This window comes from Lewinella sp., assembly GCF_050633125.1.
Taxonomy (GTDB): Bacteria; Bacteroidota; Bacteroidia; order Chitinophagales; family Saprospiraceae; genus Lewinella.
Window position 1 is genome coordinate 19026 of the sequence record NZ_JBOEFX010000092.1, and the last position, 25833, is coordinate 44858.

Consider the following 25833-nt stretch of genomic DNA (forward strand, 5'->3'; position numbering starts at 1 on the left):
GAAATATGGCAGATCTTAAATTTCATTCATTAAGTATTGATAATATTGAATTTAACTGGCATAGTCCTGTTACTAACGACTTACGTGTATTTGGAATATTAGCTAGAGAAGCGTGCGTACCCACGGCGGATGCTTTACAGGAAACGATAGCCTGCCAAGTCAGAATTCATGAAAATATGACGCAGCTATTTTTTAGCTTTGCTGATCGTCGCAAGCTCTCCTAAGGAGGCCATCGTCTACCCCCTATTCCCCCGGCAAAAAGATTTGATCAATCTTAATAGACCTGCTTTCGGCTAGTGGTATCATGGCATTGATAATCCGTACCTCTTTGAAGTATTTCAGATCAGGGACTCGGATAACGGTGGGGTGTATTCGGCCTTCTTTACACAACTTCGCCCGACGTGTGCCTTTGAGCAGCGGATGCACCGGCGTCCACCATTTTTGACCGTCATACAAAGCCAGATTACCATAATAGGTGTCCGTAATAAAGTCATGCCAACTCATGATAATGTCATCACAGCCATCACGGTAGGTAAAGGCTTCGTCAAGAGGTTTACGGTCAAGATACTTGTGGCGGTAATCGAAAGGCTCCAACTTAACTACCCGCAGTGTTTTCACACGCCGGGGAGTATAAACTTCACATGAAAAAGAATGGATAACTTTATCGTAAACGATCCTGATTTTGTGATAACCAGTATCAGGAAGTGTTTGCTGATCTAGAAAGGTTTTTAAATTCAACTGCTGCTTAATCCCAAAAAGCTGGCGACGAGAGTGATTTACCCGCTCCTGATGAAAAGGGAGGAGATTCAAGCTGCCTTCACGCAAACATATCGACTCTACTAATTGAACCAGCTGATCAGACAAAGTGTAGAAGGGATTGGGTGTAGTTTGAAAATTTACCAAATATAAGTCAGGATTATGACAAGGACAAATCTACTTTTGCTGCCGTTCTCAAAGGCAGATATACCTTTTCCTTTAATTCCTGATACTCTTCCTCCCAATTACTGTAAGCCGTAATTCCTCCACCAGACCAATAACGCATCCCTTCTTTGTGTTTTTCCACAAAACGGATGAGTACACAACTGTCTAGCTCATAGCCATCCCAAAGCGCAGCAATACCCGTATAATACCCTCGTTCCTGGCCTTCTGCTTCCTGTATAATCTTAACGGTCTCTACCTTCGGGGCACCGCTAATACTACCAGCGGGTAACAAGCGTAAAAGAATATCTCCGAGCTGATGATGAAAATCAACAGGAAGCGTTCCGCCGATACGCGTACTGGTTTGCCATAAGCCACCCCGAGGGGTAGACAAGTGCTCGAGGTAGCGATAATCCTCTACCCGAACTTTATTGGCCACCTGACTCAGGTCATTACGAATCAAGTCTACAATCGTAGCATGCTCTGCACTTTCCTTAGGGTCAGCAAGTAACTGTTCTCCTTTTAAATAAGCAGGTAAAGTGCCCTTCATGGGGTAAGAGAAAATTCGGTTGTCCTTAATTTGAACGAAAATCTCCGGCGAGAAGACCGTAAAATGATCTTTCCACCACAGTTTATAGCGCGCCTGGGTTTTTTGATAGATGTCTTCAAGGCTCCAGTTGGTATCGACCGCAGTTGGAAAAGTGAGGTTAATCAAAAAACTGTCTCCTCTTTTCAAACCTTCCTGCACACGTTGAAAAGCCTTCAAGTACCGCTCCGGGCTAATGAAAGTAGGGTCCCACATCAGCGGTGGCACCGAATTCCCCATAGGAATAAAGTCATTAGAGTGCTGATGAAACTGAAAGCGAAGCTCTGCCGGATCAATATCCGCCAAGCGAATGGCCCGCAACTGCTGAAGTTCAAAATCAGCTAACAACAAAAAGGGTTCTCTGGTACTCCCCCACTGGTTGAGCTGGTGGCGTAAACCAGATAAACGCTCTTTGTCTTTAGAAACGGTATGATGTAATTTTTCGAAAGTCTTGTTTTTTAGGAAAAGTACAAAAATACTTATATCTACTTTTTGGACGAATATTATCGCCAAAGAGTCACAAAGAAACAGTTCAAAGATATTAAACTTGTGGCGGAATATATTTAAGACTGAGCCAGCCTGGTATGCATATACCATAATCAGAAACACCTTGCCAAGGGCCTTCCAAAAACCAATCTCCTCCTCTTTTCACCTTCCTCAACTGCATGGTTTTGAAACACCAGGATAAATCGCTTGGTTTACGGCTCTCCAACAATTCTTCTTCCTTCAAGTACAAAACAGCTCCCTGCTGTTGGGCTTTAAACGATAATATTCCTAATACATTCGGTGCATAAACGTAGGTACGGCCAGTGTAGCTATTATCATTAACCTCAATGAGATAAATCTCAAAATCGTATTCTTGCCGATACCCCCCTTGTTCTTGAGTGAGCTTCCCTAACCATTTTCCACTCCGGGGAGCATCCGAAGACTGAGCACGAAGGGGTAATAAACCTATCAAGGAAATTACCAAAGCAACTACACAACGCTGCAACATACGTCGACATTAAAGCCTACCACCAGTTGTAAAGAACTGCTAATAAGTTGATCAGATGGAAATAACTAAAAAAGTGTGGGTGTGTAGTTTACTCTTCTTCCTCCGTTACCGGAACAGTAAAAATACTAAAAATGGTGGTCCCATAATTACGAACTTGCAGCAAATTGGGGTGTTTCTCGAAATTGTGCCGTGGGTTATGCTCTAATACCAGCCAACCTCCAGGTTTCAACAGTTCCTGCTGTAGCACAAGGTCCGGGATTTCCGGAATGTTAGGTAAAGGATAAGGTGGACCAGCAAAAATATAATCGTAGGGAGCTTGCCGCTGCTGGATAAACCGAAAGACATCGGCCTTGTTGATGCGCATAAAGTCTTCAATACCAAGCTCTTTCGCCGTACGTTTAGCAAAAGCTACACAGCCTGGAAATTTATCTACATAAGTTACATCACGGCATCCTCTGGAGATAAACTCATAACTATGATTGCCCGTCCCTCCAAATAAGTCGAGGACTCTGAGCTCACTAAAATCAAAGGTATTATACAGGATGTTAAACAAACCCTCTTTGGCATAATCTGTCGTAGGGCGGGTAGGCCAATTCTTTGCTGGTGGATTGAAGCGCCGCCCTTTAAATTCTCCTCCGATAATACGCATGCAAAAAAATTAATGGTAATGTTGAAGACTCAGTAAGTCATAAAAGAGGTGAACCTCGTGTTGTTTAGCTTGTGGCCCCATCATGGAGTTTTCTTTCAATTGAAGAAAACCTAGATCGCGCACATAACGATAGAAAAGATTAAAGACTTCCGTTGCTGGTAATATCTCGCCAAAGATTTTCAGCGGTACTTGAGCCGGTTTCCAGCCACATTGCTCGTAAGCTAACAAAACGTAATAGAGGTAATCTTTGGCAGAGTGACAAGAAAAAGCATTACAAAAAAGCAACCGATCTCGCTCAATAGCAATCAAATAGATAAAACCATCCCGCAGGTAAGCGTACATCTGAGCCCTCCCCAATCTTCGGGTATACTGCGCCAATTCATGGAGCATCGGCGTCAGGCCATGATAAAAACGGCATCCAACAAAAGCTCGCCGCCACTCACTCAATTTCTCCTGATCCAGCGCATACAACAAATAAGCACCAAGCTCTGGTATAGGATCTGCCAGAATCGTATCAGAAGCTTTCAAGTCCGTAAGATCAGCTAGCATCGTTTGCCGAGCATCGCCATTGTAAAGCCTGGCAGGTACGAGTGTGAAACGAGGCCCTAACCAAGCCAAGCGAATCTTCTTAAAACTAGCGCCTAGCCGTTCATCCATTTGCCACCAAGCCTCTGAGGTAGGATGGCTAAAGGCCCTGATAGCCAATGCCTTTTTCTCAGCGTCAGTAATCAAATAACTGGAACTGTCCATCCCGGTAAGGATGGACAGTTCTGATTGAGGCAAGCTTTGTTCTCTAAAAGCCTCCTCTGTAATATCATAACGAATTACTCCCAATTACCAGAAAGGTTTGGTTTGTTCAGATCACCAAACTTGATAATCTTTTTTGGGCTGTAGTTCTGATCATACTTCGCAAAACGCAAATCGGAATATTTCCCCATAAACGTTCCGTAAGGCGTACCCACCTCAACAACAGCTACCGTTGTTGACTGATAATCAATGGTATCCGCTGCAATTTGGAAAGTAGCTTGCTCTGTATCTTTAAATACAGGCACAAATTTCAGTGACTGTAAATCCATACCCAAGGTTCGAATAGAATCAATCGCATTCGTGTAGCTGGTGTCGTAAGTGATCTCTCCGGTAAAGTTAGGATCATCAGGATCACCAATGACTGCAATACGCGTAAAGCGACCGTTGGTCAGTACATCTACCAAAGTATCAAAGTTAGGAGCAAATGTTCCGGTGATATCCCGGTACATTTCCTGAGCATCACGAATGAGCTCTAACTTCTCCACAACAATTTCTTTGCGGCGCTCTTTCTCAGCGTCAAAAGCGATGGGTTCTTCGATACTCATATACAGCATATAGGCAAGTGCCGCAGCGATGACTAGAAGAATGACGTTTAATACCAATCTCATTTTCCGGTTTTGTTTTGATGCAATTATACGTTTTTTAAGTCAATCTCGGGTAGCTTTCCCACATCCGCTTACTGACCAGCTGCTAAGATGTTAATATCTTGGCACATTAGTGTAATTTTTAACGGATTTTTTCCGAGGACAGTTTTTCAGATCAACCTGAAGCTATTGCTTCAAAGCATAAGATGCAAGGAAAATGTTTTTTGGTGGATGCGTTAAAACGAAAATGAGTTTAACTTAGCTCTCTCTAAAAAAACACAACGAAACTTGTTGATCCAACATCACATAAGTTTTATCACTAAAAAACTAAACGCGCTACCATGAGAAAGAATATCGCGCTTTTCTCGTTTCTCTTCTACGCCTGTTTCCTTGGTGCCCAAATAAGCTTTGACCCAGGCTATTTTATTGACAATCAAAGAAAAAGACAAGAATGCTTAATTGAAAACAAAGATTGGAAGAACAATCCAGTTTCCTTTAGCTATAAAATCAATGAAGGAGGTGATGTTCAGCAAGTTCATATCCGAGACCTTCAAGAGTTCGGCATTAATGGTGCTTCCAAGTATATCATTTATCGGGGTGAAGTAAACTGGTCCTCTGAAAACCCAAGCATGCTGTCTTCTTCAAACAAATTTAACCTTGAACAAGATACGGTTGCTTTAAAAGTAATACTAGAAGGTAAAGCAACACTCTATTTTCTTGAGAAAAGAACCATGAAAAGTTTCTTTTTCCGTTTAGACAACGGCGATATCGAACAACTACTTTATAAAAAATACGATGTAGGAGATCACCTATTAAGAACCAACAATCAATATAAGGTCCAATTAAATACCGCTCTGAGTGGAGGTAATATAGGAATTGACAGGATCGACAAACTCACTTATGAGCAAAAATCGCTGGTTAGATTATTTACGGATTACAACAAATTTAACGGAGGAACTTCTAAACTTTACACCCCAAAGAAAGAAGATAAAAATTTCCACCTTAGCATTCGCCCTGGTCTGCAACACTCTTCTATTTCTATTACCAATACCTTTATTTCTTCTACTTTTTTTGACCTCTACTGGGAAGAACAAACAAATCTCAGTCTTGGCTTAGAAGCAGAATATGTAATGCCCTTTTATCGTAACAAGATTAGCTTTTTGTTAGAACCTACCTATCAATCTTATCAGTCTTCAACAAGAGATTTATTCCAGACAGAAAGCAGTATTGATTATCATACAATTGAACTTGGTGCAGGGCTTAGGTATTATTCTTTTTTGGGCAAAAGATCAAAACTATTTTTGAACTTCATCACAATTTTTGACTTTCCAATAAAAAGCAAGAGTGAGGTAAAAACGCCTAACTTAGGTCGCTTACCTTTGGCTTCAAGCACCACATTGGCCTTTGGTGGTGGATATTGTTTTGCAAACAAAGTAAGCATTGAAATAAGACAGCGGTTGAATAAAAATGTCTTCCAACTTGTTGGAAAATCCGAATCAGATTACACTGCGCTCTCCTTAATTTTTGGTTACACGATACTTTAATAGAAGCCGCAATTAATAAGGCCGCATATTGGCGGTCTTATTAATTGCAAAATTCACATTACATCCCAGCAATCAATTTGCGTTTCATTTCCGAAAATTCTTCGTCAGTAATTACGCCATCATCTCGCATTTGAGCTAGGCCTTTAAGTTTGTCCATGATCGTTTCTTCAACGACTGCATCAGCAGTAGCCGCTGGCTCGGGCGTTGCTTCTTTCGGAGCAGGTTCCGTAGGGGCTTGTGCCTCCTCTGCCTGCCATTCTTTAGCTACTTTCTTCCCTTTCTCAAACTTCTCTTTGTAGACTTTTTTCAGTCGCTCCGTATCAAAATCAAGTATGGTACCACCAGAATCAAAATGTCGTTTGAACACTTCACCGAGGGCATAGGTCGAAGCACCATTGAAAACAGAGACCGTCACACCGCCGATGAGTGTCCCAATACCAGGCACTAGCTTTATCAAGCTTCGGGCTCCGGCGCGAGCCAGCGTACTACTCGTAAGAGACGTAATAATGGCTTTCCCTTGCGTTTCCGCAAAATCTATATCATAAACCCGGCTCAACTGTCGGATCATATCCAACTGTAAAGCACTAACGGCAAAAACATCCGCTATCGGGATAGGGATCAAAAAACTGGCCCCCATCGACCAAATAACATGATTGCGTACTACGGTATCGGCGTGCTTGGCACGATCACTCTTCCCTGTGCTCATAAATGATTCTTTTATCTTCTTGGTAGCAAACTTCTTGATTTGCTTGCGCATAAATTCGGGTAATTAATTCTCTACAAATATGCACCTTTCCGCTCTGTGATGCCAGAATTATCGACGATGGAGGGTATTTTAAGGATAAGTGCGTGTGAGGTTTGACTTGAACTATGATTTTCTGGGGCCATGCCGACAGTGGCGTTGCTGTGCAAACGCTACTGCGGCACCAGGCTATCCGGTCGCTATCGCTTCCTATTATCCTTTGGCCTGCTCCTCCGTCCGCCGAGCTTCAGGCTACGCCTTGCGCTAGGTTCGTAGTCTGGAGACTACGACAAGCCTAGCCGTTTTCAAAAAGATGTGTCCCAACCGTAGGGCCGAAGCCCAAGCTACGGTAAACAGTGCCTTCGCTACTGCCCTACCTGCAACCTTGTCCCCTCACTGTGGCTCACAAATTTAGGAGCATACATACACTGGATGGTAGACAAGCCACCAGAAAAATCGCCTTCATGGAAAACAACCAGGTCGTATTCCAATACATATTCTCCGGCAGGTAACCAATGGAAGAAGAAATGAGTACCCAGATCGGTGGTTTGCTGGTAGTAACCCAAGCCTCCCTGGTAGCGGTAGCTACTCAGTTGATCAATAGGTTCCAAGCCACTGGCACGAAGATCTTTGAGGTGTACATACTCCAGCGCCCGATCATTACGCACCACCAAGCGAACGGTGATTCGGTCGCCTGCTTGTGGAGTATTGGTCAAGGGTTCCAAAACTTCGCCCTCTCCGTTATTGATACGTTGATACAGGGTGCGTTCTATACGTAGCGGGTTGTCACCATCTCTGGTAACGGCATCTATACTGGTAAAATACTGCCAGTACAAGGCGCCCCATCCTGGTGCTTTCGAGCGGTTGCGCAAGCGTAGCGTTGCCATAGCTGGCTGCACTTCTTCTTCTTCTGTCCATTTCACCTGATACGCGCCAGTGCCTGCTTCGGCATTCTCTTGCGCGGTGGCTATTTTTGCCTCGTAGGCATCTTTCGACCAATTGGGGAAACTCACCTCTAGTGGTGTCGTCTCGCCCAGCCAGTTGTCGCCTGTGCTCACGAGGGCAAAGACGGCCGCTGCAGTGGCTTTAGTCGTTTCCCAACGGTTGGTTTCTTTGTTGCGCAGAAGCCATATCTTCAATTCAGAGAGGGTCTCTCCATCGGCATTCATGACAGCAAAAAGCTCGGTCAGCTTTACGTGAGTTTCCACATTGTTTTGGTACCAATAGTAACCGTTGGTTTGCTTCCAGTAGCGGCCCAACTCTTCTGAATACAATGAACGCTCTTTGAGAGAAGCGAAGATTTTGTTAGCAAGCTCATCTCGACTACTGTATTTTGCGGCAAGCGCAATCATGGCCTGCTCAAACAAACTGGCATCCAGCCAATGTTCCGTCACCATCGACCAGCAATATTCGTACATCGCCATTTGCTCCGGCAGTAGGTCGATATCTAAATTCAGGTTGCGGGTATAGAGGTAGTGGATGATTTGAGGGCTGGCAGCATACACTTTATCTTTTTTCTGCTCTTCGCCCAATTCGAGGTACCATTGATAAGCCTGCTGATCACAGTAACGCATGGCGTTTTCCAGTGCATTTTTCAGCTCATAGTTCATCTCTTCGCCCGTAAGCTGCCGCAGGTGCGAGAGCTGCTCTACCACATATTGAGTCATGTGCCACTGTTCCGGCCCACCGGGAAACCAACTGAAAGCACCATTTGGGGGCTGTCGGTCTAGTAACTTACGTTGGGCAACAGCCTGCTCGTTGGCCAGACGGTCTAGATCAAACAAGAGTGCGATGCGTTCTCTTTGCAAGCTTTCACTTTGGGCTTCCATTACCCATGGCGTTTCCTCTAATAGCGCTGTTTTCAATTCTTCATTCTGGTAAAGTGGGCTTTTCAACGCTTCCTTGTTGCTTCGCCAATCGGCAAAAACCTCTCTGATTTTTGGATAGTCTTTGACCACCTTACTAGCCAGACTATTGGCAAACATTCGATTGACGATCTGTTCCGTACAATCATATGGATACTCCTGTAGGTAAGGCAGTGCCTTGATCGCCTCCCATGCGGGGTTACTGGTAATATCCAGGCGAAAAGCATGCTGATCTGTGGTCGCATCCGCGTTTTGCAAACGCTCCAAGGTGAACGTTTTTGTCTGCTTGGGACGTACAAACAAAGGCTGAGCTTCTGTGATCAACACCCGGTTGGTCAATACCTGAATAGCAGCTTCCTCGCCATCAGAAAAGTCGCCTGCCCGGGCAATGACGCGGTAGCCCAAAACGCCTGCTCCTTTTTTCGGCACCATCAACGACCAACTGACCGTTTGGGAAGCATCTGTAGCCAGGTTGAAAGCAGTGTTTTTCCCTTTCAAGCTGTAAACACTGGCGATGCTTTCATTGGTTTGCACATCAAACAGCTCCAGTGTAGCCTCGCCGCTGAGTGTTTTATCGGAGAGGTTACTCACCTTAGCGGTAAAAGTTATTTGATCGCCTTCTCGCAAAAAGCGTGGGGCATTGGGCAGGATCATCAACTCTTTTTGCGTCACCAACTCCTCTGTGGAGAGGCCATACGCCAGGTCTTTGGTGTGACCAAATAGCTGCAATTTCCAACGTGTGAGAGATTCCGGTGCACGGAATTTGAGTACCACCCTACCCTCAGCATCTGTAGCCAGCTGGGGAAAGAAGAAAGCCGTCTCGCCCAGATTCGTTCGTATTTTTGTTGGCGGAGGGCCCACAGGTGATGCTTCACCTACAGGACTCGTTATCGCTTCATAAGGTGCCGGAGGTGGTGGTGGAGCACTACCTGCTCTCATCTTCGACATAGTAATATCAGGTTCCTCTTCACTAAAGGCCATCGTGCTGCGCATTCTTGTGTCCATTGGTGCACCGTCCATCATCATAAACGCATTAGGGCGACCGTAGCTGGAGCTGGACCAAAGGCGTGGATAAACCAGATTGGTCTCTTTCTCATACGGCACAGGCGGACTATTGAAATTGGCATAGTTTTGCAACTGCCGGAAGCCCATCGCCTGCCACTGGGGCCTTACCATCCCGGTTGGATACGCTGGAAATGTCCAGTCAAATGGTCTGATTTGATCCAAACTGGCATCATACATGCTGGCCAATAATTCCGTAGCAACCTTGTCTTTGTCTGGTCCATCCACTCGCAGGATAAACTCTTCTTCTGCATCTGGGTACAGCTTGGAGCGGAAGGTTTCAAAAGTAATATCGAGTTCCTTATTTTTCCACGGAACAGGCCAATAAGCCGAGGTTTCGTAATAACGATTATTGGTGATGTAGAACCCATTCCAGCTCAGTCCACCACGATCAGCTTCCGCTAATTCATAACCGAAGCCCGTTTCCCCTTCTAGCCACTGCTCCCAATGCGTCGTTTGACGATTTTGTAGGATAGAAAAAACATGAAGGTCGACGGATTGCTCCCCTAGTCCTAGTTCTGCTACATCACTGGGCTGAAGAGGCGCTTCGTTTTTCCGTGTGTAAAGCCACTCCCCTACAGCAAAATTACCTTTTGACCAATCGTGCACCTGAAAATCCTGGGTTGTTTTCAAGGTATCTCCTTCTGGTGTAACCGTCAGCAAGGTGACGCGATAATGGCCTACCTTCCAATCTTTGGCAGCTATGGAAAGACTATCACTTCCAGTCAGTGTCAACGTAGTGCTATACACCTGATCGCCTTCGGGCCAGTGTTCTTTTTCCTCTTCTTTGTTATAAGTAAACAAAGGAAAATATTCGCGAAAATCCTTCTCTTTTAGCAACTGCAAATCAGGTCGACTCCAATAGCGATTATGGTAATTCTTCGTCGGGGCGTCAAGCTGTACAATCTGTATAGAAACGTCCTTTTCGAGTGGTTGCCCATCCAGGTTTTTGCAGCCCAGTCCAAAAACAAGGCCTTCTTCGCGATCAAAAGATGCTGGTGCTTGTATATCCAAGCTAAATGGATATTCCGTCAGGGTAATACTTTTATTGGCCATCCTGGTTTCTCCCGTACCGTCTACAACTTCTACATTCATTTTGAAATAGTAAGTCGGAAACTGGCGATCTTCTACAGCGACGTCAGGGTCAGCAAAAAAGCGGAAAGAAAACTTCCCGGACTCATCCGTGGTGGTCGTGCCTGTAACGAGCGTCTTAGGTTCCCCATAAGAAGGAAAATAACGGCCATACCCTCTACGGTACCAAGGAAAAGCTGTTTCTCTGACCACCGTATATTTCACTTTGGCATCGGCGATGGCTGGTCCTGCATAAGCAGCAGCAGTACCTTCTACCATAACCGAATCCCATAAGCGGGGTTCTTCTTTCAAATCAGCCAATTCTACTTCAAACCGAGGGCGTTTATATTCTTCAACACGTAAATATTGGGTGGTACCGTTGCCCAAGTTAGAACGCAGGTACATGGTTCCCAACAGGCCACCTTGCGGTAAGGTAAACTGACCATGTGCGGAGCCAAATTCATTGGTTTGCAAAGCTACCGTAGCAACTTCCTGGCTATTGGCATCCAACAGGCTAACCGAGAATTTTGTGTTTGGAACAATGGCTGCTAATTCTTTTTCTTTTTGTAAAGCCAGCGTCTTAAAATACACGATCTGTCCAGGTCGGTAGATCCCCCTATCGGTAAAGAAGGCAGTATACGGCGGTGATTTTTGCTGCCGTCTGTAGTTGTTACTACGGAGCCACAAATACTCGGAAGGGTACAACCGATCCTCTCCTTTAATGAGTTCAATCACCACCCGCCCTTGGGAAACGCCCGGAAAAGTGATCTTACCATCTTCATCAGTCTGATAAACTGCTTGCTGCTTCATGGGTTGATTATCGCGATTACGGCGATTGTCTGCCCATATCTTCACCGTGGCTGCGGGGACAGGCTCGCCGCTTCTCCGATTTACGACCCTAATCTGATACTGCCCTTCGTCATCAACATTTTGGATCATTGCCAATTCTGACACCCAAAAATAGGTCAGTACTGTGCTCCCTTCTTCGAAAGAAAAATCAGCCTTCGTGGAGACAGCTAGGCAATACACGCCGTTGGGTAAGCCCTGCAAGGCCGTTTCTACCTGATGCTCTCGAAAATCTCCGGGTTGGGGTAGATTTTCGGACCATGCCAGGGTAGCTTTTTTGCCTACAATGGTTTCCAGTTCTGTAGTCGTTTTATCTTGGTCATGATACTCCTCTACCGTGATTGGAATGGCTTTTAGGTAGACTTTCTCCACATTATTGTAAGATATTGAAACCAAGGCAGGTGTCTGTGGTAGCTGTACCGCTTCGATCAAGGTATTTAACGCTGGGCGTAATAACCGATTGAGTAACTGTGTTGCCTCACTTGCAGCCTGCTCTTTGGGAAAACGAGCGCGAACATCATTAGCTATTGCTATGGCTTTTTTGAATTCCCAGCGGAGTTCTTCTTTTCCTGGCTCTCCTGGGTTGTAGGTGTATCCTTGTTGTTCGTGAAAGGTCATTAGCGCTTTGAGTACCATGGCCTCTTTGGGAGTATTTTTGTGCTGTTTTTGCAGACGTTCTAAACTTTTGCGATAAGCATCGTGGCGACCTTCTGTATTCAACTGCCCGTAAACCAGCTTGAGACGGATAAGATCAAGGTCAAGCTGTGCTTTGCTATCTGTTCGAAAACGCAAAGACCAACGGAGGGCTTCTTGCAGAATTTCCAAGGTACGGTGGTAGCTGGTTGCTTTTTCGCTGGTTGGTAATTTAAAAGCGATAAAGTCCGTAACCGGCCCTAACCAAGCCACATTATCAAGTAGCGGTTCATAAGCAGGTTCGCCAAGAAAAGCGTCATTGTTTTGGAAGTATTGCAGTGTTCGGTGCAGTAGTAAATCGTAAATACTGGGCCGCAAATCTTCCGCATTTTCGCCGGGAACCACTAAAGGGCCGTAAGCGGCAAGGTCTTTATCCCGCAGCTCTGTTGCGGCAAGCGAAGAAAGGTATAAGTCGGTGATACGATTGACGAAGCTTTGGGAACTCCAGGTTGTTTCATCGGTGGTCGGGCTGGTATCAGCAAGTTCGGTTCGCTGATCAATTTGCCAGCGGTTATTTTGCCAGTAGTTGAGATACTTTTCGGCCAGATAAGACTGATAAATCGCTTTAGTGGGCTGATCAGCGTAAGCAGTCAGCTCTTCCAGCGTTTGCAGGGCATTCCATTCTCCCTGTTCTTGCCGCGCTTCCAGCACCAGCTGGTATAACAAAACCTTGATTTCATGTGCTTGCCGCAAAGGGTCGTCACTATTCATTCCATCCAGTTCCTCCTTTAATTCAAGAAGTGCGTCGTCTGCCGATTCCGGTAACCCTTGTTGGTAAAGGGAATCGATATTGTTCCATTCTTTGGTGAATGGTTCGTTAGAAAGGATATCCTGGGCCATAAGGGAGGTAATTGTCAAAAATAGCAGTAGAAACATTGCAATGCAATGTCTGTACAAAGGAAGAAATAGGCGATTAGGCAGCAGCATGGTGTGTATTTTTATTTGAAACGCTGAATGTCCACAGCAAAGTCTAGTTCTTTATTAAAAGCTAAAAAATCCGCAAAATGTTTGGCCCAGAAAGGAGCCAACGAAGCGCCTTTGGTGCCCAGACCGTTGAAAATACCAAGCTGCGGATACGTTAGGTGTAGCCCCAAAAAGGGCCGACGATCTTTGACCGTTGGGCGGATAGCAGCCCGATGATCGACCAGTTCATAAGGCGTGGTAAGCACCTCTTCCAGGCGAGCCTGCAGGTAGGCTTTCCCTTCCGGTGTGGGTTCGTCACTGGTAAACTGGTTTTCGGAAGTAGAACCTACCCAATACAGATCGTCCGTAAAAGGAACAATAAAAACACGGTGTTTAAACATCTGTTCCAACTGGGCATTGGGCAGCCGAATGAGGAGCACTTCACCCTTGTTTCCGCCGTAAGGCAAATCGCCAAACCAGGGATTGAAGCGGGCACACCAACCTTCGCAAAACAAGACACGATCTGCTACCAAATCGCCATACTGAACATCCTTTTCACGAATAACCAGCTGCTCTGGCTCAAAAGCTTCATCATAAAAGCGACCTTCTTTCTTTCGTTTTGCCTTTAAAGCATCTACCAAAACGCCGATGGTTACTTGTGCCGTCTGGGTTACTTCGAGGTAAGAGAAAGCAGGTTCTGTAAGTGTGGGAATATTCCCCAAACGGGGCGGTTCGTGGAAAAAATTCTGGTAAGCATCTTCTTGTATCCTGGCTTGCCAATTGTTTTCGTCACCTCGATTGAAGAGGGTTCTGACTAAAGGGCGTTCGTGATAAAACCGAATATCCAGTTCTTGCTCCAGCTTGCGGTATAGCTGCTGAGCAAAAGGCACCAAGTCATCAATACGCCACGACTTTACAAAACGGCGGCCCGTAATCGGGTTGATAATTCCTGCGGCAACCTGGGTGGCTGCCTTTTGGTCGGGCGCATCAAGGTAAATACACTCCTCGCCGGCTTGTTCCAGGAAGTAACCAAGCAAAGCACCGGCGATACCGTGGCCGATGATGAGGTTCTTTTTGGTTGATGGTTGATGGTTGATGGTTAGATGGTTTTTCTTTGGTTGGATCGTTTGATGGTTCGAGAGTTGATGGTTGATGAAAAAAACCTTTACACCTTTACACCTATTTTATAACTTTTACACCTTTTTTCACACATCAGTTCTGGTTGCGTAATTCTTCTAGTTCCAGCTTCAGTTTTTTGGTGAGGCCTTTGACAACCAGGTCGTAGCTGTGGTCTATTAACTGAAGTAAGAGTTTTTCGGGGACATCGCCTTCAACCAAGACGGTATTCCAGTGTATTTTGCTCATGTGATAGCCGGGTTGAATATCGGGGTATCGCTCACGTAATTCTACGCCCCATTCCGGGTCACATTTCAGGTTTATCTCAAACGCTTCTCTGTCGAGTCCGCAAAGGGCGAACATTTTGCCCATCACTTTAAAAACGAGTGTGGATTCATTGAATGGGAAGGTTTCTTCAACGCCTGGCTTGGCCATGCAATACGAGTGGAAGGTTTCCAGCGTCATTGTGTTTGGTGGTTTAAAAGATCTAATAATGTTTAGCGAACCATAGCAACTTTTGCTGACTAGCTTCTGCACAAAAACCAGCTAAGGCTTGTACATCCTGGTAGAAAGTCGTAATGACCTTATCTTCACTAGAGTGTTCAGGAATAGCTTGTTCAAAATACGGTTTTAGCTCGTCTTGACCTTGGTATTTGATCGCGCGACCAAAAAAAGGATAGTCGGTGATCAGCTGTAGCATCTTGTCTATCGCTTCTTTCAAATCAGAGAAACTCGACCATCCTTGCTGTTGCATAAAGTCGGTGGTCTCATCATCTACTTCGCCCGTTTTCATGGATTGTGCCAACTGATAGGTCCGTAACAACAAGGCATTATTCGAACGGTCACCCAGGAATTCCCACTCCTCCTCTTCGGGGTCATAATTCATAAATATTTCTGGTTTCTGCTCTAAAACGGGGTGTAAGAGTTCTTCCAGATCAATCTCAAATAAGCGAGCCAATTGGCGCAAGATAGCTGCTTTGCCATATTGCTCAACATCTGTTGTCAGCAGGTACATCATCTGAGGCGAAAGAGATGGCATTTTGAGCCCCTTGACAGCAATAGGATTTACGAAAGAAAAAGCTTTGTGCATACCGAAATACAAATTTTCGGAAAGATACAAGCTTTTAGCAAGTGAGTAAGATGGAATAAGACTAAACATCTTATATTTGCTTTCTTCCTGTTCATGGCCCCATAGTTCAAGGGATAGAACAAGCGTTTCCTAAACGCTAGATCCGAGTTCGAGTCTCGGTGGGGCTACAAATAAAAGACCACAAACGACTGACTAACAGTCATTTATGTCTTTTTTTGTTTCACTAAGTGTCACTATGAGTGTCAGTTTCTATTCAGAATCCCCAAAAAGCCCTTTTGTGTCAACTTCAAAGAGGTATTTGTTTTTGCTCTTGTCTGCGTTTTTTGTAGTGACGATTATTTTTGCCACATAGACGCTTTCTAACATCATTCCTAGTATCACCCTTTCCGTGTCGATTATAAACCCGTCAATAATCGGCAGTTGTTCATATTCTGTTTCTCCGTCCGCTTTCTTGATCTCCACCACTGACCAGTCGAATTGCTCAGGAAGATAAGCAGGGGTTTCCAGCGAGTAGTCAAACAGCTTAATACTCATCATCCCTTCCGAGATAGAGAACACACCAAAAGCGTCTTGCTCCACCAAGACGGAATTATTCACTTTCCCCTTAACGACACATTGCAAAGCCGTCTTTCCTGTTTCGTCTCCAAAATCATCTATAAGGGAAATTTCTTGCCACTGCCCATAACCTGGGGCGCTTTCAGTTTTCGATCATCCGGAAAGAAGTAATGCAAAAATAAACAAGGTTACATATTTCATATCTGTAAGGCTTTGGACAAAAAAAGATCATCAAGCAATTAAGCAATTAAGCAATTAAGCAATTAAGCAATTAAGCAAGCTATTGTTCTTTCAGAAACAATTGAAGCGTAAGGCAAAAAGCCGTATATTACGGGCGCAATAACCAATGATTAACTGACAGATGCTTCCTGGAAATTCTTTCCAGTCTATTGTGGCCATTTCGTGGCCAATTTGCCGCTTAAATGACCTTAAAGCCCTCTGATATGGAGCAAAACCCTATAAAAGCTAAACTCAATTCCAACTATTTTTTCCAGAAGGTAGAAAAGATGGTTACTGACGAACTCGACAAAAACAGCATCAGAGCAAGAAGGACCCCAGCGATAATTAAAAACCTCAAAGTCTTTGTAGAAGAAAAAAGAATCATTGAGCGGTCATTTTGGGGATATGGAATTGAACGCCTTAGCAATGGTACAAAGACAGTAGATAAAATACAATTGCAGGGTATTGGCTTCTTGCTTACTTTGTTCTATCTCCATGAAAGGTCAATCAGATTCCACTTCTTAACACTTCACTACAGATCAGGAGAAATCCACACAACTCTACCAGACTTTGACCTACCATTAAACCTCATCAATAAAGTCTCTTACAGCAGTAATTCTAATCAAGGCATATACTACACTAATATCAGTTCACTTTACACTGACAAGCCTATTCTGATCAGGGCTGACGAAATTCATAAGGCTAGATACTATAGTGGCGAAATATCTCGTCTGAAAGATGAAAAGTTAGGAACCTTCATAGCTTCAAAGTCTTTCCCGCTACCACCGAAACAGAAGCAAAACCGTTGGAATAACATAACAAAGAAACTCTGGAGCAGTATAAAATCTATCTTTAGTCTCTCACCATCTTTGGGCGTTCAGCTAATACAGCTACTTATAGCAATATTCCTGTTTTTACTTGCATTTGGAGTGATCCAAAAACTAAAATAGGCCGCAAGCCCTCGCACACGCCCTACCAATTAACAATTTTGTTTACTGCATTACCGCCCGTAGCTCAAGTAGATCGCCTTCCGTTGCTTACTAGTTCCATGCCTTCCCTTTTGCTAATCCGTCGCTCGAAAGACTTAGCCTTTTCATAATATTCTACCATGTCCGGGCCTTTGCCCTCTTTATCTGATTCCCCGATGCATAAAATGATGCGTTCTTCGTATCACTGAGAATTGACCAAACATGGCAACCGGGCTCATACCACCCCAACTAAAGATAAAGCAATATTAAATATTATTACTGTGGTCTAAATTTAAAAATCTTCAAAAATAGTAAGTGCATCATTTTATCAGATTTATAGAAACCCTACTCCTCTTCCCATCCCCAAGTTTTCCCTATCTTAGCCCGCCACACAAACCCCACAACTCACTTCTTTAAAGCATGAGCGTTCTGCCCGAGAACAAATCCATTGCGGTCCTTCCTTTTGTCAACATGAGTGCTGATTCTGAGAATGAGTACTTTAGTGACGGGATCACGGAGGAAATCATCAATGCGCTCACTACCGTTGAGGAGCTGAAGGTGATCGCCCGCACTTCTTCTTTTGCTTTCAAAAACAAGAATATTGATATTCGGACTATCGGCCAGCAGCTGGGGGTAAGCACTATTTTGGAAGGGAGTATCCGCAAAGCCAACAATTGGGTCAGGATCACGGCACAACTGATTGATACCACTGACGGAGCGCACATCTGGTCACAGAATTTTGACCGGGAGATGGACAATATTTTTGCCCTCCAGGATGAGATCAGCTTGCTCATTGCCGACCAGATACGGGAGAACTTCGGGCACTTCAATATCCGAACTATCACCAAAGAAGCGCCTACCAAAAACACGGCCGCCTACGAAGCACTGCTGCAAGGAAGCTACTACCTCAAGCGGAAGGATTTTGAGGATATCAAAAAGGCACTCGACTATTTCCAACAGGCCGTAGCCCTTGATCCTCACTATGCACAAGCTTATGCTTATATCGGCGAGACGTACCTCCATCAGGCTGGTTTTGGTATTCTCTCCAACACGGAGGCGCATGGCAAGGCACGAATCGCCGCCAAGAAGGCCCTCAGCATCAATGAACAAGAACCTTTGGCGCATAAGGTGCTGGCTTATATTCACTTTTTCTTCGATTGGGATTGGGATGCCGCCTTGTTTCAGTACAACAAAGCGATTGAAAACGGCCTACCCAATCAGAATGAGTTTATCTCCTACTATTACGTCTTTATCCAAAAAGACTATGATCGGGCAATTCATGTCGCTCAGCAATTGTTGGATACCGACCCGCTGCACGTCATTGGCCATTGGCAACTAGGCCTGTGTTTTTTCTTTGCCCAACGGTTTGAAGAAGCTCTTCAAGCTTTTGATAATGCCCTGAAGATTGATGCCGATTTTGGCGAAGCGCAACGGTGGCGCGGCTTGGTTTTGGGTTACCTCGGAAAGTTCGACGATGCTCAATTATCCATCCAAAAAGCACTGGATATCTCTGACGGGGAAGGCTTAGCCAAACTGGACCTCCTAATGGTAAAGATTTTGATGGGTCAGAAAAAAGAAGCCCTTGCGGAGATCAAACAAACGGACTACATCGACCCCATGGACCCAGCAATGCTGTACACCATGCTAAAGATGCCCGACGAGGCCATCGCTTGGCTGGAACGCGGCTATCAAGAACGTTCCGTGATGTTAGTGACCCTCAAACATCACTGGATATGGGACAATATCAGGTCAGACGAACGCTTTCAGGTCATTTATGACCGAATGAACTTTGCGGATCAAAGCAATTACCGCCCCTCTCCTATCAAAACCATCGTTATCCCAGAAAAACCGGCCACCAGTACGGCTTTGATGACACCGGAAGAGATCGAACAATACCTGGTGCCTCTACATCAAAGTATGACGGAGGAACAGCTGTTTCTAGACGCTTCTTTATCCTTGCGGCAACTAGCCGAACACATTGACCTACACCCCAATAAACTATCGTGGTTACTGAACGATCAGGTGGGCAAAAATTTTAATGAATTCATCAATGCTTTTCGGGTAAAAGTCTTTAAGACCAAGGCACTAGACCCTGCCAACAGCCACCTGACGCTGCTGGGGCTCGCTTATGAAAGTGGTTTCAATTCCAAGACCGTTTTTAATGCCTTCTTCAAAAAGACGGAGGGTATGACTCCGCGGAAGTGGGTGAAATCACAACAGTAATCTCGACGAGGCCTCTTATTATAGCTCACAATCTTCCTTCCTAATTTACGGATGGATTCATTCAGCGGTTTTCCTTGCTGGATGGGCTGGTGATATTGGCGATGCTCATTACCATAATGACTCATGTCTGCCATCCATAAAATCGCTCAAAAGCAATCAAGCTTTAAAAGTACGGAATCTCATAACTAGTTCACAAATGTAATACCGGACGATGGCGGCGGTTACAGCCCCCATCTTTGCGTCAACAAAAATGCACTGAGCACTAAAATTTGTTGATATGCAAAACTTAATTCTAACACCGCTGCTGATCCTGTTCTTTGCCCTTAGTGGTTTGGGCCAGGAACTTTCGCAGACCGTCCGTGGCACCATCATTGATGCCAATACTCGCCAACCTATTATTGGAGCCGAAGTTATCATTGTCAATAGTGAGCCGCTAAAAGGGGATGTCACTGATCTTGATGGTAAATTTAAGATCACAAAAGTACCGCTGGGTCGCATTGATTTACGCTTGGCTTACCTCGGCTACGACAATACGCTCATTCCGAATATTGTCGTTAATTCCGGCAAGGAAGTCGTTCTGGAGCTCATGATGGAACAGGCTGCTGTTGATATGGAAGAAGTCGTGGTAAAAGCCTTCCAAGGCAATGGTACTCCGACCAACTCGATGGCCTTGATCAGCGCCCGTTCCATTTCTACCGAAGAAATCAGCCGAATGACCGGCAGCTTTAATGATCCGTCCATTATTACCGCCAACTACGCTGGGGTGGCAAATTCAGGAACTGGTGGTAATGACATCATCGTTCGCGGCAATTCCCCCAAATATATGCAGTGGACCCTGGAGGGTGTGCCCATTACCAATCCCAATCACTTTGCTGACCAAAATGCAGTGCTCGGCTCCACCAGTACCCTGAATACTAACCTGCTGGCAACTTCAGATTTCTACATGGGTGCCTTTCCTGCCACTTTTGGCAATGCCTTGTCTGGCGTGTACGATGTAAAACTGAGAAACGGTAACAATGAAAAGCGAGAATATACTTTCGGGATCGGCCTATTAGGCACCGACCTGACCGTTGAAGGGCCGCTGAAACAGGGTTACAGAGGTTCTTTTTTGGTCAACTACCGCTACTCCACCTCAAGTATTCTCAACGATGCTGGCTTGGTAGAAGTGGATGGTAATCCAAGGTTTCAAGATGCGGCCTTTAAGCTGAATCTACCTACGCAAAAAGCAGGAACTTTCTCTCTCTTTGGTCTAGGCGGCATGAGTGACTTTTCGATAGTCAACGCGACGCCCGAAGACTGGACTACGCCCGGTGATGAGATCATGAGTGGCTTAATTTTTGAAGACTATGAAAAAGCTTCTTACCTCTTCAATACAGGTCTGAATCACACGATCAGCTTTGGAAAGCAGGGCTACCTCAAAAGCTCCTTGTCGTATTCACTGGAAGGTATTGATGACGATGTTTACCAAAAAACAGACTCCCTGGGTACAGGCGTCAACAGTTACACCAGCGAATTGCGGAAAAACACCTACCGCGCCAGTAGTACCTATCACCGGGAGATCAACCCAAAACATACATTACAAGCTGGTGTGATCTACACTTTGTTTGACCAGTTTATCGACCAGCGGATGCGGCCAGCTATTGATTCACCGCTGAGTCCCTTGGTAGATTTTGACAAGCAATTGGGTAACCTCCGCAGCTACGTTAGCTGGAAGTATCGCATGAACGACGACATAAGCCTGGTGGGTGGCTTGCACAACACCAATGTGTTTTTCAACCAAAAGCACACGCTGGAGCCCCGCCTATCGGCTCGCTGGCAAGTCAATGATCGCAACACTATGAGTTTTGGCTACGGGCTGCACAGCACGATGGAAAGCGTTCACCATTATTTTGCTAAAATTGAAGACAGCGCGGGTAATACCACCCAACCCAACAAAGACCTGGACCTACTAAAAGCCCATCATTTTGTTTTGGGTTACGAGCACCAATTTGCTCCCGGTCTGATCGGCAAAGTTGAAGCTTATTACCAGCATCTTTATGACTTACCGGTGGAGAACAACGACACCAGCTACTATGCGACTATCAACGAAGGTGCCGAGATCAAATATGTCGATTTGGTGAACGAAGGGACAGGACGAAATTACGGCATTGAGCTTTCGCTACAGCGGTACTTCTCTGATGGGTACTACTTGCTCGCCAATACTTCTATTTACGAATCAGCGTACAAGACGCTGGAGGGAATCACCCGCAACACCCGCTTCAACACCAACTACTTGGTCAACCTGGTGGGTGGTAAAGAATTTACGCAACTGGGCAAGAAACATAATAAAACCCTCGGCATCAATGCCCGCTTCTTTATGGGTGGTGGCCAAAAAGTGCTTCCCATTTTACGAGACGCGCAAGGCAATGCAGCCGTAGACACCGCCAATAATCAATATTGGGATTATGCCAAGGCTTACGAAAACGACCTCGAAGATATCTATCAGATAACGCTTTCTGTGAGTTATAAGATTGCTCGTAAATCAGCTACCCACGAACTCTTCCTCAACCTCGAAAATATTACCAACAACAAAGGTAAACTCACCGAATACTACGACCAGAATGCCTCCGACGGAATTGGAAACACTACCCAATTTGGGCTGCTGCCCAACATGATGTACCGGGTTTATTTCTAGTAGATCAATTCGCAACGTTGCAGGGCAAGCGCCCTAGTAGAGCGGCAGACAGCCTAGTGCCGACCCCGGAGACGGCATGGCCCAAAAAATCAAATATTCATAATCTACCAAGGCAAGATTTGTGATTTCTGACTTGGTAGACTTTAATTCAAAAAATCAAACAATGAAAAACATTTTTCTTTTTTCCATTACGCTTTTATTGACGACTCTTTTTGTTTTTTCCTGTGACAAGGATGATGACGCCCCACCTGCAACCACGACTATCGAGACGGCGGAGGAATTGACGGCTGCCTTAGACAATATTTACGCGTCGGCTGAAGCACCGGGCTTTGCTGTTTCTGTGGTCAAAAATGACGCGATTATTTACCAGGAAGCTTTCGGCAAGGCCGACATTGCTGCCGGAAAGGATTTCACCAATCAGACTTTGCTACCGATTGGTTCCATTAGCAAAACCTTTATTGCTGCGGCTGTGGTAAAAGCGATTGAGGAGGGCTACTTCACGCTGGAGACCAACATCAATGATCTTTTGCCTTTTGAGGTAAACAACCCCAAACAACCGAACACGGCCATCAAGGTAAAACACCTGGTGACTCACACCTCGGGCCTGTTGGATGCCCCTGATTATTACCTCGCCGCTTACCACATTCTACCCGGAGAGGACCTCACTGGGCTCGGCGCGCAAATCCTCACGGAGATTGGTGCTGAACAACGGCAGACAATTGCTTTGGGCGATTTCCTGGCGGCCTATTACCTGCCTGACGGCGAAGGCTATAGCCCTGATAACTTTGCCAATACAGCACCGGGGAATACCTGGAATTATTCAAACATTGCTTCTTCGCTCACAGCATACCTCGTAGAAGTAGCTACTGGCAAAGACTTCAAAGTATACGTCCAGGAAAATGTTTTCCAGCCGTTGGGCATGGATGATACGGCTTATGATTTGGCAGATTTGGATGCCCAACACGTGGCCCAACTTTATTGGGATGAACAGACGCCTTTTCCAAAATATACCAATGATTCTTACCCCGATGGAGGCATACACACCAGCAACGAAGACCTGGGCAAATACCTGACAGACATGATGAAAGGCGCACAGGGACAGTCTACTACCCTATTCTCGCAGGCGTCTTACGAGATGCTATTATCTGCCTTGTTGCCCAGTGGAGTTTTGCCCACTTATGTTGGCGAAAATCAAGGTGTATTCTGGTTTTTGGGCAATGGTTTTATTCTCCACGACGGCAGCGACCCCGGAACGGCCTGCGACCTGCGCTTTAATGAAGAGGGCACAGTGGGGTCTATCATAATGACAAACATGGATGCCTCTACCGATGAGCACGAGGAGGCATTTACCGAGATGGCTACCGCCATTCTAACGGCGATCAACGAATTTTCTGATGCGAATTAAGCGTTAGCGAAACCTATAAAAACAGACTTTTTTATTAATAGACTTGTTCTGCCAGGATCATCTCGGGGGCAAATCGTACCAAGCTGATCCAGCAGAACAAGTTTAATCCCCGACTTTATGACAAACAAGAAGAACATCGCCAGAAGAGCCGGACTGTTGTATTTGATCGTGATCCTCTTTGGTACGTTTGCGGAACTACATGTACGTGCTGAGCTGGTTGTGCCCGGTCATTCACAGGCAACTGTGAGTAATATTCTCAATCATCAACTATCGTTCCGGCTGGCTTTTCTCAGTGACCTCCTGATGCAAGTTGCTTTTTTCTATCTAGCCTTGACGTTATACCGTTTGTTCGAATCCGTAAATCGCCGTTTCGCCTTGTCGATGCTCTTGAGTGTAGCCATCGGAGTAGCGATCATGTGCTTGAATATGCTTCATCACTTTGCCGTGATTCTATTGCTCGAGGAAGGTGTATATCTCCATGCTTTTAGTAATGAACAACTCACGGGCATGGTTGCCTTTTTTCTTGAGCTTCACAAATACGGCTATCGGATTGCGCAGATATTCTTCGGTATTTGGCTGTTTCCCTTGGGGTATTTGGTTTGCCAATCGGGCTACTTCCCCAAGATTCTTGGCATAATGCTATTGGTGGCTGGCATGAGTTTTCTGGTAGATTTCTTCTTGTTCTTTCTTTTGACAGACTACAGCGCAGCTACTTCCTCGCTGGTGACTTTGCCCACCGTAATTGGAGAATTTTCTCTCTGTGTATGGTTATTGATTAAAGGTGTAAAAACAGTGGCATGAAATTATCCAACCAACATAAAAACGACCGCTGGCAGTTGACAAACTCCTACTTCAACAAACTGGATGAGCTGGCTACTCCTTACCAATCGACGAGTATAGAAACCAGTTTTGGTGATACACACATCGTGTTCCTTGGGCCCAGTGATAAGCCACCGTTGGTACTCCTACACGAGGCGCAAAGTAACGCAGCATTGATGATTGAAGCCTTTAAAGGCCTGTTACAAGACTTTCGGGTCTATGCCATCGATATACTGGGAGAAACTAACTTGAGTGCCCCGTTTTCCCTCCCCAAAACAGATGAATCCTACGCCCAATGGATGTTTGAATTACTGACTCGGCTGAACATCGAAGAAGGTACTTTGGTGGGCTTGGAAAAAGGAGGATTCATCGCATGGAAATCACTGGACTTTCTCAAAAATCGCATTACACGTGCCTTTCTTATTGCCCCTGCAGGGGTCATTCAAAAAGAGGGTTCGCCGATAGAAGAAGATTACCCTTTGATTACAGCTGAGGAAGCGAATCGTATTACTACTCCTCTGTACATCATTGCCAGGGAAGGGCATTCTGATTTTTCTGGCAGGGGATTATTGGCTTACGCCAGAACTATTTTTCCTTCTCTACAAGAAACGATGTTGCTCGAAACAACAGAAGTAGTTATTACTACTCAAAGCTATGAGCGTATCACTAATTTTATTAAAAACCAATTCTAATCATTGGGCAATGATCTGAATGACAGGAGAATCATTGCTGCTAACTTCAACAAAAATGAAAAACGTATTGCTATTTGCGCTCCTAGTGAGTGCCCTAAATGTATTTGCCCAAAACAACGGAACAGTAGAACGAAAAGGCTTTGTAATCGGCTTGGGTATTGGCGGCGGCGCCATCAGTGTTTCCGATAGTAACCAGGAAAATCCTTTCGATAAAACCAGCGGCGGGCTGAGTCTTCCCAACCTCAAGTTGGGGATGATGTTATCTGATCGAGTAGCTCTTTTGGCCACCTTTCCGGGTATGATCTACGAATACGATGGCAAAGACCGCAGCTTTGAAGGTTTTGTGCCTGCGATTCAATATTGGGTCGACAATCGGTGGTGGGTCAGTGGCGGTGTAGGGCTGGCCATTGATGCTCCTGCGCTTTATGAAATAAAAAAAATCAAGGATGAAACCTTCAACTTTGGCTGTGCTGTCACCTTGAGTAGCGGCTATGAGTTACGTCAAACCGACAATTTCGTGATTGATCTGCAAAGTAAAATCCACCTAGGCCGAGTATTTCTCGATGGTGATGAATACCGTGATGGTGCGGCATTCTCAGTGGGTATTGGTTTTACTTGGTATTGATATGTTTTTTTGGTGCGTTTTTTTGGTGCGGAGTGCGGTTTTTGGTGCGGGGTGCGATGAATACTTGCGAACTTGTCCAAGGTATTCCGACGGGGCAGATTTCCCTCTTCTGACTTTCAAGTGCGGGGTGCTTGGTGCGGGGTGCGATGAATATTTCCGACTTCCGACTTTGGTGCTAGGTGC

General features: G+C 45.2%; 21 protein-coding genes and 1 tRNA gene. 10 read left to right on the forward strand and 12 right to left on the reverse strand.

All coding sequences use genetic code 11. The annotated features are described in order from the left end of the window. Positions 1–5 precede the first annotated feature (5 nt). Positions 6–224, forward strand: a complete 219-nt coding sequence (locus tag ACRBG0_RS19770; RefSeq protein ID WP_431488583.1) for a hypothetical protein — start codon at positions 6–8, stop codon at positions 222–224. Between the two features lie 19 nt (positions 225–243). On the opposite strand, the gene ACRBG0_RS19775 is transcribed toward ACRBG0_RS19770, so the two are convergent. The 6 genes from ACRBG0_RS19775 to ACRBG0_RS19800 all read right to left on the reverse strand — a co-directional run bounded on the left by ACRBG0_RS19775 (position 244) and on the right by ACRBG0_RS19800 (position 4562). Next, positions 244–864, reverse strand: a complete 621-nt coding sequence (locus ACRBG0_RS19775; RefSeq protein ID WP_431488584.1) for an aminotransferase class IV — start codon at positions 862–864, stop codon at positions 244–246. A gap of 52 nt (positions 865–916) precedes the next feature. Beyond that, the gene (locus ACRBG0_RS19780; RefSeq protein ID WP_431488585.1) at positions 917–2017 is read right to left on the reverse strand and encodes an aminodeoxychorismate synthase component I; all 1101 of its coding nucleotides are present in this window, start codon (positions 2015–2017) and stop codon (positions 917–919) included. A 28-nt stretch (positions 2018–2045) separates the two neighbouring features. Beyond that, complete coding sequence (locus ACRBG0_RS19785; protein WP_431488586.1) at positions 2046–2498, reverse strand: hypothetical protein; 453 nt, start codon at positions 2496–2498, stop codon at positions 2046–2048. A gap of 88 nt (positions 2499–2586) precedes the next feature. Next, positions 2587–3147 (reverse strand): RsmD family RNA methyltransferase, encoded by a 561-nt coding sequence (locus ACRBG0_RS19790; protein ID WP_431488587.1) that lies wholly within the window; start codon positions 3145–3147, stop codon positions 2587–2589. 9 nt (positions 3148–3156) lie between these two features. Next, complete coding sequence (locus ACRBG0_RS19795; protein ID WP_431488588.1) at positions 3157–3981, reverse strand: DUF3822 family protein; 825 nt, start codon at positions 3979–3981, stop codon at positions 3157–3159. After that, positions 3972–4562 carry a hypothetical protein gene (locus ACRBG0_RS19800; RefSeq protein ID WP_020538861.1) on the reverse strand — a complete coding sequence of 197 codons (591 nt, stop codon included), beginning with the start codon at positions 4560–4562 and terminating at the stop codon, positions 3972–3974. Before ACRBG0_RS19800 ends, ACRBG0_RS19795 begins: the two co-directional genes overlap by 10 nt. Positions 4563–4879: 317 nt before the next feature. Between ACRBG0_RS19800 and ACRBG0_RS19805 the strand changes: the two genes are divergently transcribed. Beyond that, positions 4880–6082, forward strand: coding sequence for a hypothetical protein (locus ACRBG0_RS19805; protein ID WP_431488589.1), 1203 nt, complete (start codon positions 4880–4882; stop codon positions 6080–6082). 58 nt (positions 6083–6140) lie between these two features. On the opposite strand, the gene ACRBG0_RS19810 is transcribed toward ACRBG0_RS19805, so the two are convergent. The 5 genes from ACRBG0_RS19810 to ACRBG0_RS19830 form a co-directional block, all read right to left on the reverse strand. Continuing rightward, on the reverse strand, positions 6141–6839 hold the full coding sequence (locus ACRBG0_RS19810; protein ID WP_431488590.1) for a DUF697 domain-containing protein: 699 nt from the start codon (positions 6837–6839) through the stop codon (positions 6141–6143). Positions 6840–7189: 350 nt separating this feature from the next. Continuing rightward, positions 7190–13201: an alpha-2-macroglobulin family protein gene (locus ACRBG0_RS19815; RefSeq protein ID WP_431488591.1), complete on the reverse strand. Its 6012-nt coding sequence runs from the start codon at positions 13199–13201 to the stop codon at positions 7190–7192. Between the two features lie 98 nt (positions 13202–13299). Then, positions 13300–14388, reverse strand: a complete 1089-nt coding sequence (locus tag ACRBG0_RS19820; RefSeq protein ID WP_431488601.1) for an NAD(P)/FAD-dependent oxidoreductase — start codon at positions 14386–14388, stop codon at positions 13300–13302. A gap of 88 nt (positions 14389–14476) precedes the next feature. Beyond that, positions 14477–14845: an MmcQ/YjbR family DNA-binding protein gene (locus ACRBG0_RS19825; RefSeq protein ID WP_026211571.1), complete on the reverse strand. Its 369-nt coding sequence runs from the start codon at positions 14843–14845 to the stop codon at positions 14477–14479. 22 nt (positions 14846–14867) lie between these two features. Then, the gene (locus tag ACRBG0_RS19830) at positions 14868–15470 is read right to left on the reverse strand and encodes a hypothetical protein (RefSeq protein ID WP_431488592.1); all 603 of its coding nucleotides are present in this window, start codon (positions 15468–15470) and stop codon (positions 14868–14870) included. 95 nt (positions 15471–15565) lie between these two features. On the opposite strand from ACRBG0_RS19830, the gene ACRBG0_RS19835 reads away from it, so the two are divergent. Continuing rightward, positions 15566–15637, forward strand: a tRNA-Arg gene (locus tag ACRBG0_RS19835). An 82-nt stretch (positions 15638–15719) separates the two neighbouring features. Here the strand turns inward: ACRBG0_RS19835 and ACRBG0_RS19840 are convergent. Next, entirely contained in the window at positions 15720–16067 is a 348-nt protein-coding gene (locus ACRBG0_RS19840; protein WP_431488593.1) for a hypothetical protein, read from the reverse strand. A gap of 380 nt (positions 16068–16447) precedes the next feature. On the opposite strand from ACRBG0_RS19840, the gene ACRBG0_RS19845 reads away from it, so the two are divergent. The 7 genes from ACRBG0_RS19845 to ACRBG0_RS19875 all read left to right on the forward strand — a co-directional run bounded on the left by ACRBG0_RS19845 (position 16448) and on the right by ACRBG0_RS19875 (position 25650). Continuing rightward, complete coding sequence (locus ACRBG0_RS19845; RefSeq protein ID WP_431488594.1) at positions 16448–17194, forward strand: hypothetical protein; 747 nt, start codon at positions 16448–16450, stop codon at positions 17192–17194. 438 nt (positions 17195–17632) lie between these two features. Continuing rightward, positions 17633–19435: a tetratricopeptide repeat protein gene (locus ACRBG0_RS19850; protein ID WP_431488595.1), complete on the forward strand. Its 1803-nt coding sequence runs from the start codon at positions 17633–17635 to the stop codon at positions 19433–19435. 277 nt (positions 19436–19712) lie between these two features. Then, positions 19713–22109 carry a TonB-dependent receptor gene (locus tag ACRBG0_RS19855; RefSeq protein ID WP_431488596.1) on the forward strand — a complete coding sequence of 799 codons (2397 nt, stop codon included), beginning with the start codon at positions 19713–19715 and terminating at the stop codon, positions 22107–22109. Between the two features lie 163 nt (positions 22110–22272). Continuing rightward, positions 22273–23514, forward strand: coding sequence for a serine hydrolase domain-containing protein (locus tag ACRBG0_RS19860; protein ID WP_431488597.1), 1242 nt, complete (start codon positions 22273–22275; stop codon positions 23512–23514). A 117-nt stretch (positions 23515–23631) separates the two neighbouring features. Next, complete coding sequence (locus ACRBG0_RS19865) at positions 23632–24315, forward strand: DUF4386 domain-containing protein (RefSeq protein WP_431488598.1); 684 nt, start codon at positions 23632–23634, stop codon at positions 24313–24315. Then, the gene (locus ACRBG0_RS19870) at positions 24312–25025 is read left to right on the forward strand and encodes an alpha/beta fold hydrolase (RefSeq protein WP_431488599.1); all 714 of its coding nucleotides are present in this window, start codon (positions 24312–24314) and stop codon (positions 25023–25025) included. The genes ACRBG0_RS19865 and ACRBG0_RS19870 overlap by 4 nt, the downstream gene beginning before the upstream one ends. A 55-nt stretch (positions 25026–25080) precedes the next feature. Then, the gene (locus tag ACRBG0_RS19875) at positions 25081–25650 is read left to right on the forward strand and encodes a hypothetical protein (RefSeq protein ID WP_431488600.1); all 570 of its coding nucleotides are present in this window, start codon (positions 25081–25083) and stop codon (positions 25648–25650) included. Positions 25651–25833: the final 183 nt, after the last annotated feature.

Bases quoted from the DNA above. Each gene is read 5' to 3' on its own strand.
- ACRBG0_RS19865 (WP_431488598.1), top strand. From the start codon at position 23,632: ATGACAAACAAGAAGAACATCGCCAGAAGAGCCGGACTGTTGTATTTG.
- ACRBG0_RS19825 (WP_026211571.1), bottom strand. From the start codon at position 14,845: ATGACGCTGGAAACCTTCCACTCGTATTGCATGGCCAAGCCAGGCGTT.
- ACRBG0_RS19850 (WP_431488595.1), top strand. From the start codon at position 17,633: ATGAGCGTTCTGCCCGAGAACAAATCCATTGCGGTCCTTCCTTTTGTC.
- ACRBG0_RS19810 (WP_431488590.1), bottom strand. From the start codon at position 6,839: ATGCGCAAGCAAATCAAGAAGTTTGCTACCAAGAAGATAAAAGAATCA.
- ACRBG0_RS19790 (WP_431488587.1), bottom strand. From the start codon at position 3,147: ATGCGTATTATCGGAGGAGAATTTAAAGGGCGGCGCTTCAATCCACCA.
- ACRBG0_RS19875 (WP_431488600.1), top strand. From the start codon at position 25,081: ATGAAAAACGTATTGCTATTTGCGCTCCTAGTGAGTGCCCTAAATGTA.
- ACRBG0_RS19815 (WP_431488591.1), bottom strand. From the start codon at position 13,201: ATGGCCCAGGATATCCTTTCTAACGAACCATTCACCAAAGAATGGAAC.
- ACRBG0_RS19845 (WP_431488594.1), top strand. From the start codon at position 16,448: ATGACCTTAAAGCCCTCTGATATGGAGCAAAACCCTATAAAAGCTAAA.
- ACRBG0_RS19805 (WP_431488589.1), top strand. From the start codon at position 4,880: ATGAGAAAGAATATCGCGCTTTTCTCGTTTCTCTTCTACGCCTGTTTC.
- ACRBG0_RS19770 (WP_431488583.1), top strand. From the start codon at position 6: ATGGCAGATCTTAAATTTCATTCATTAAGTATTGATAATATTGAATTT.
- ACRBG0_RS19800 (WP_020538861.1), bottom strand. From the start codon at position 4,562: ATGAGATTGGTATTAAACGTCATTCTTCTAGTCATCGCTGCGGCACTT.
- ACRBG0_RS19855 (WP_431488596.1), top strand. From the start codon at position 19,713: ATGCAAAACTTAATTCTAACACCGCTGCTGATCCTGTTCTTTGCCCTT.
- ACRBG0_RS19830 (WP_431488592.1), bottom strand. From the start codon at position 15,470: ATGCACAAAGCTTTTTCTTTCGTAAATCCTATTGCTGTCAAGGGGCTC.
- ACRBG0_RS19870 (WP_431488599.1), top strand. From the start codon at position 24,312: ATGAAATTATCCAACCAACATAAAAACGACCGCTGGCAGTTGACAAAC.
- ACRBG0_RS19860 (WP_431488597.1), top strand. From the start codon at position 22,273: ATGAAAAACATTTTTCTTTTTTCCATTACGCTTTTATTGACGACTCTT.
- ACRBG0_RS19785 (WP_431488586.1), bottom strand. From the start codon at position 2,498: ATGTTGCAGCGTTGTGTAGTTGCTTTGGTAATTTCCTTGATAGGTTTA.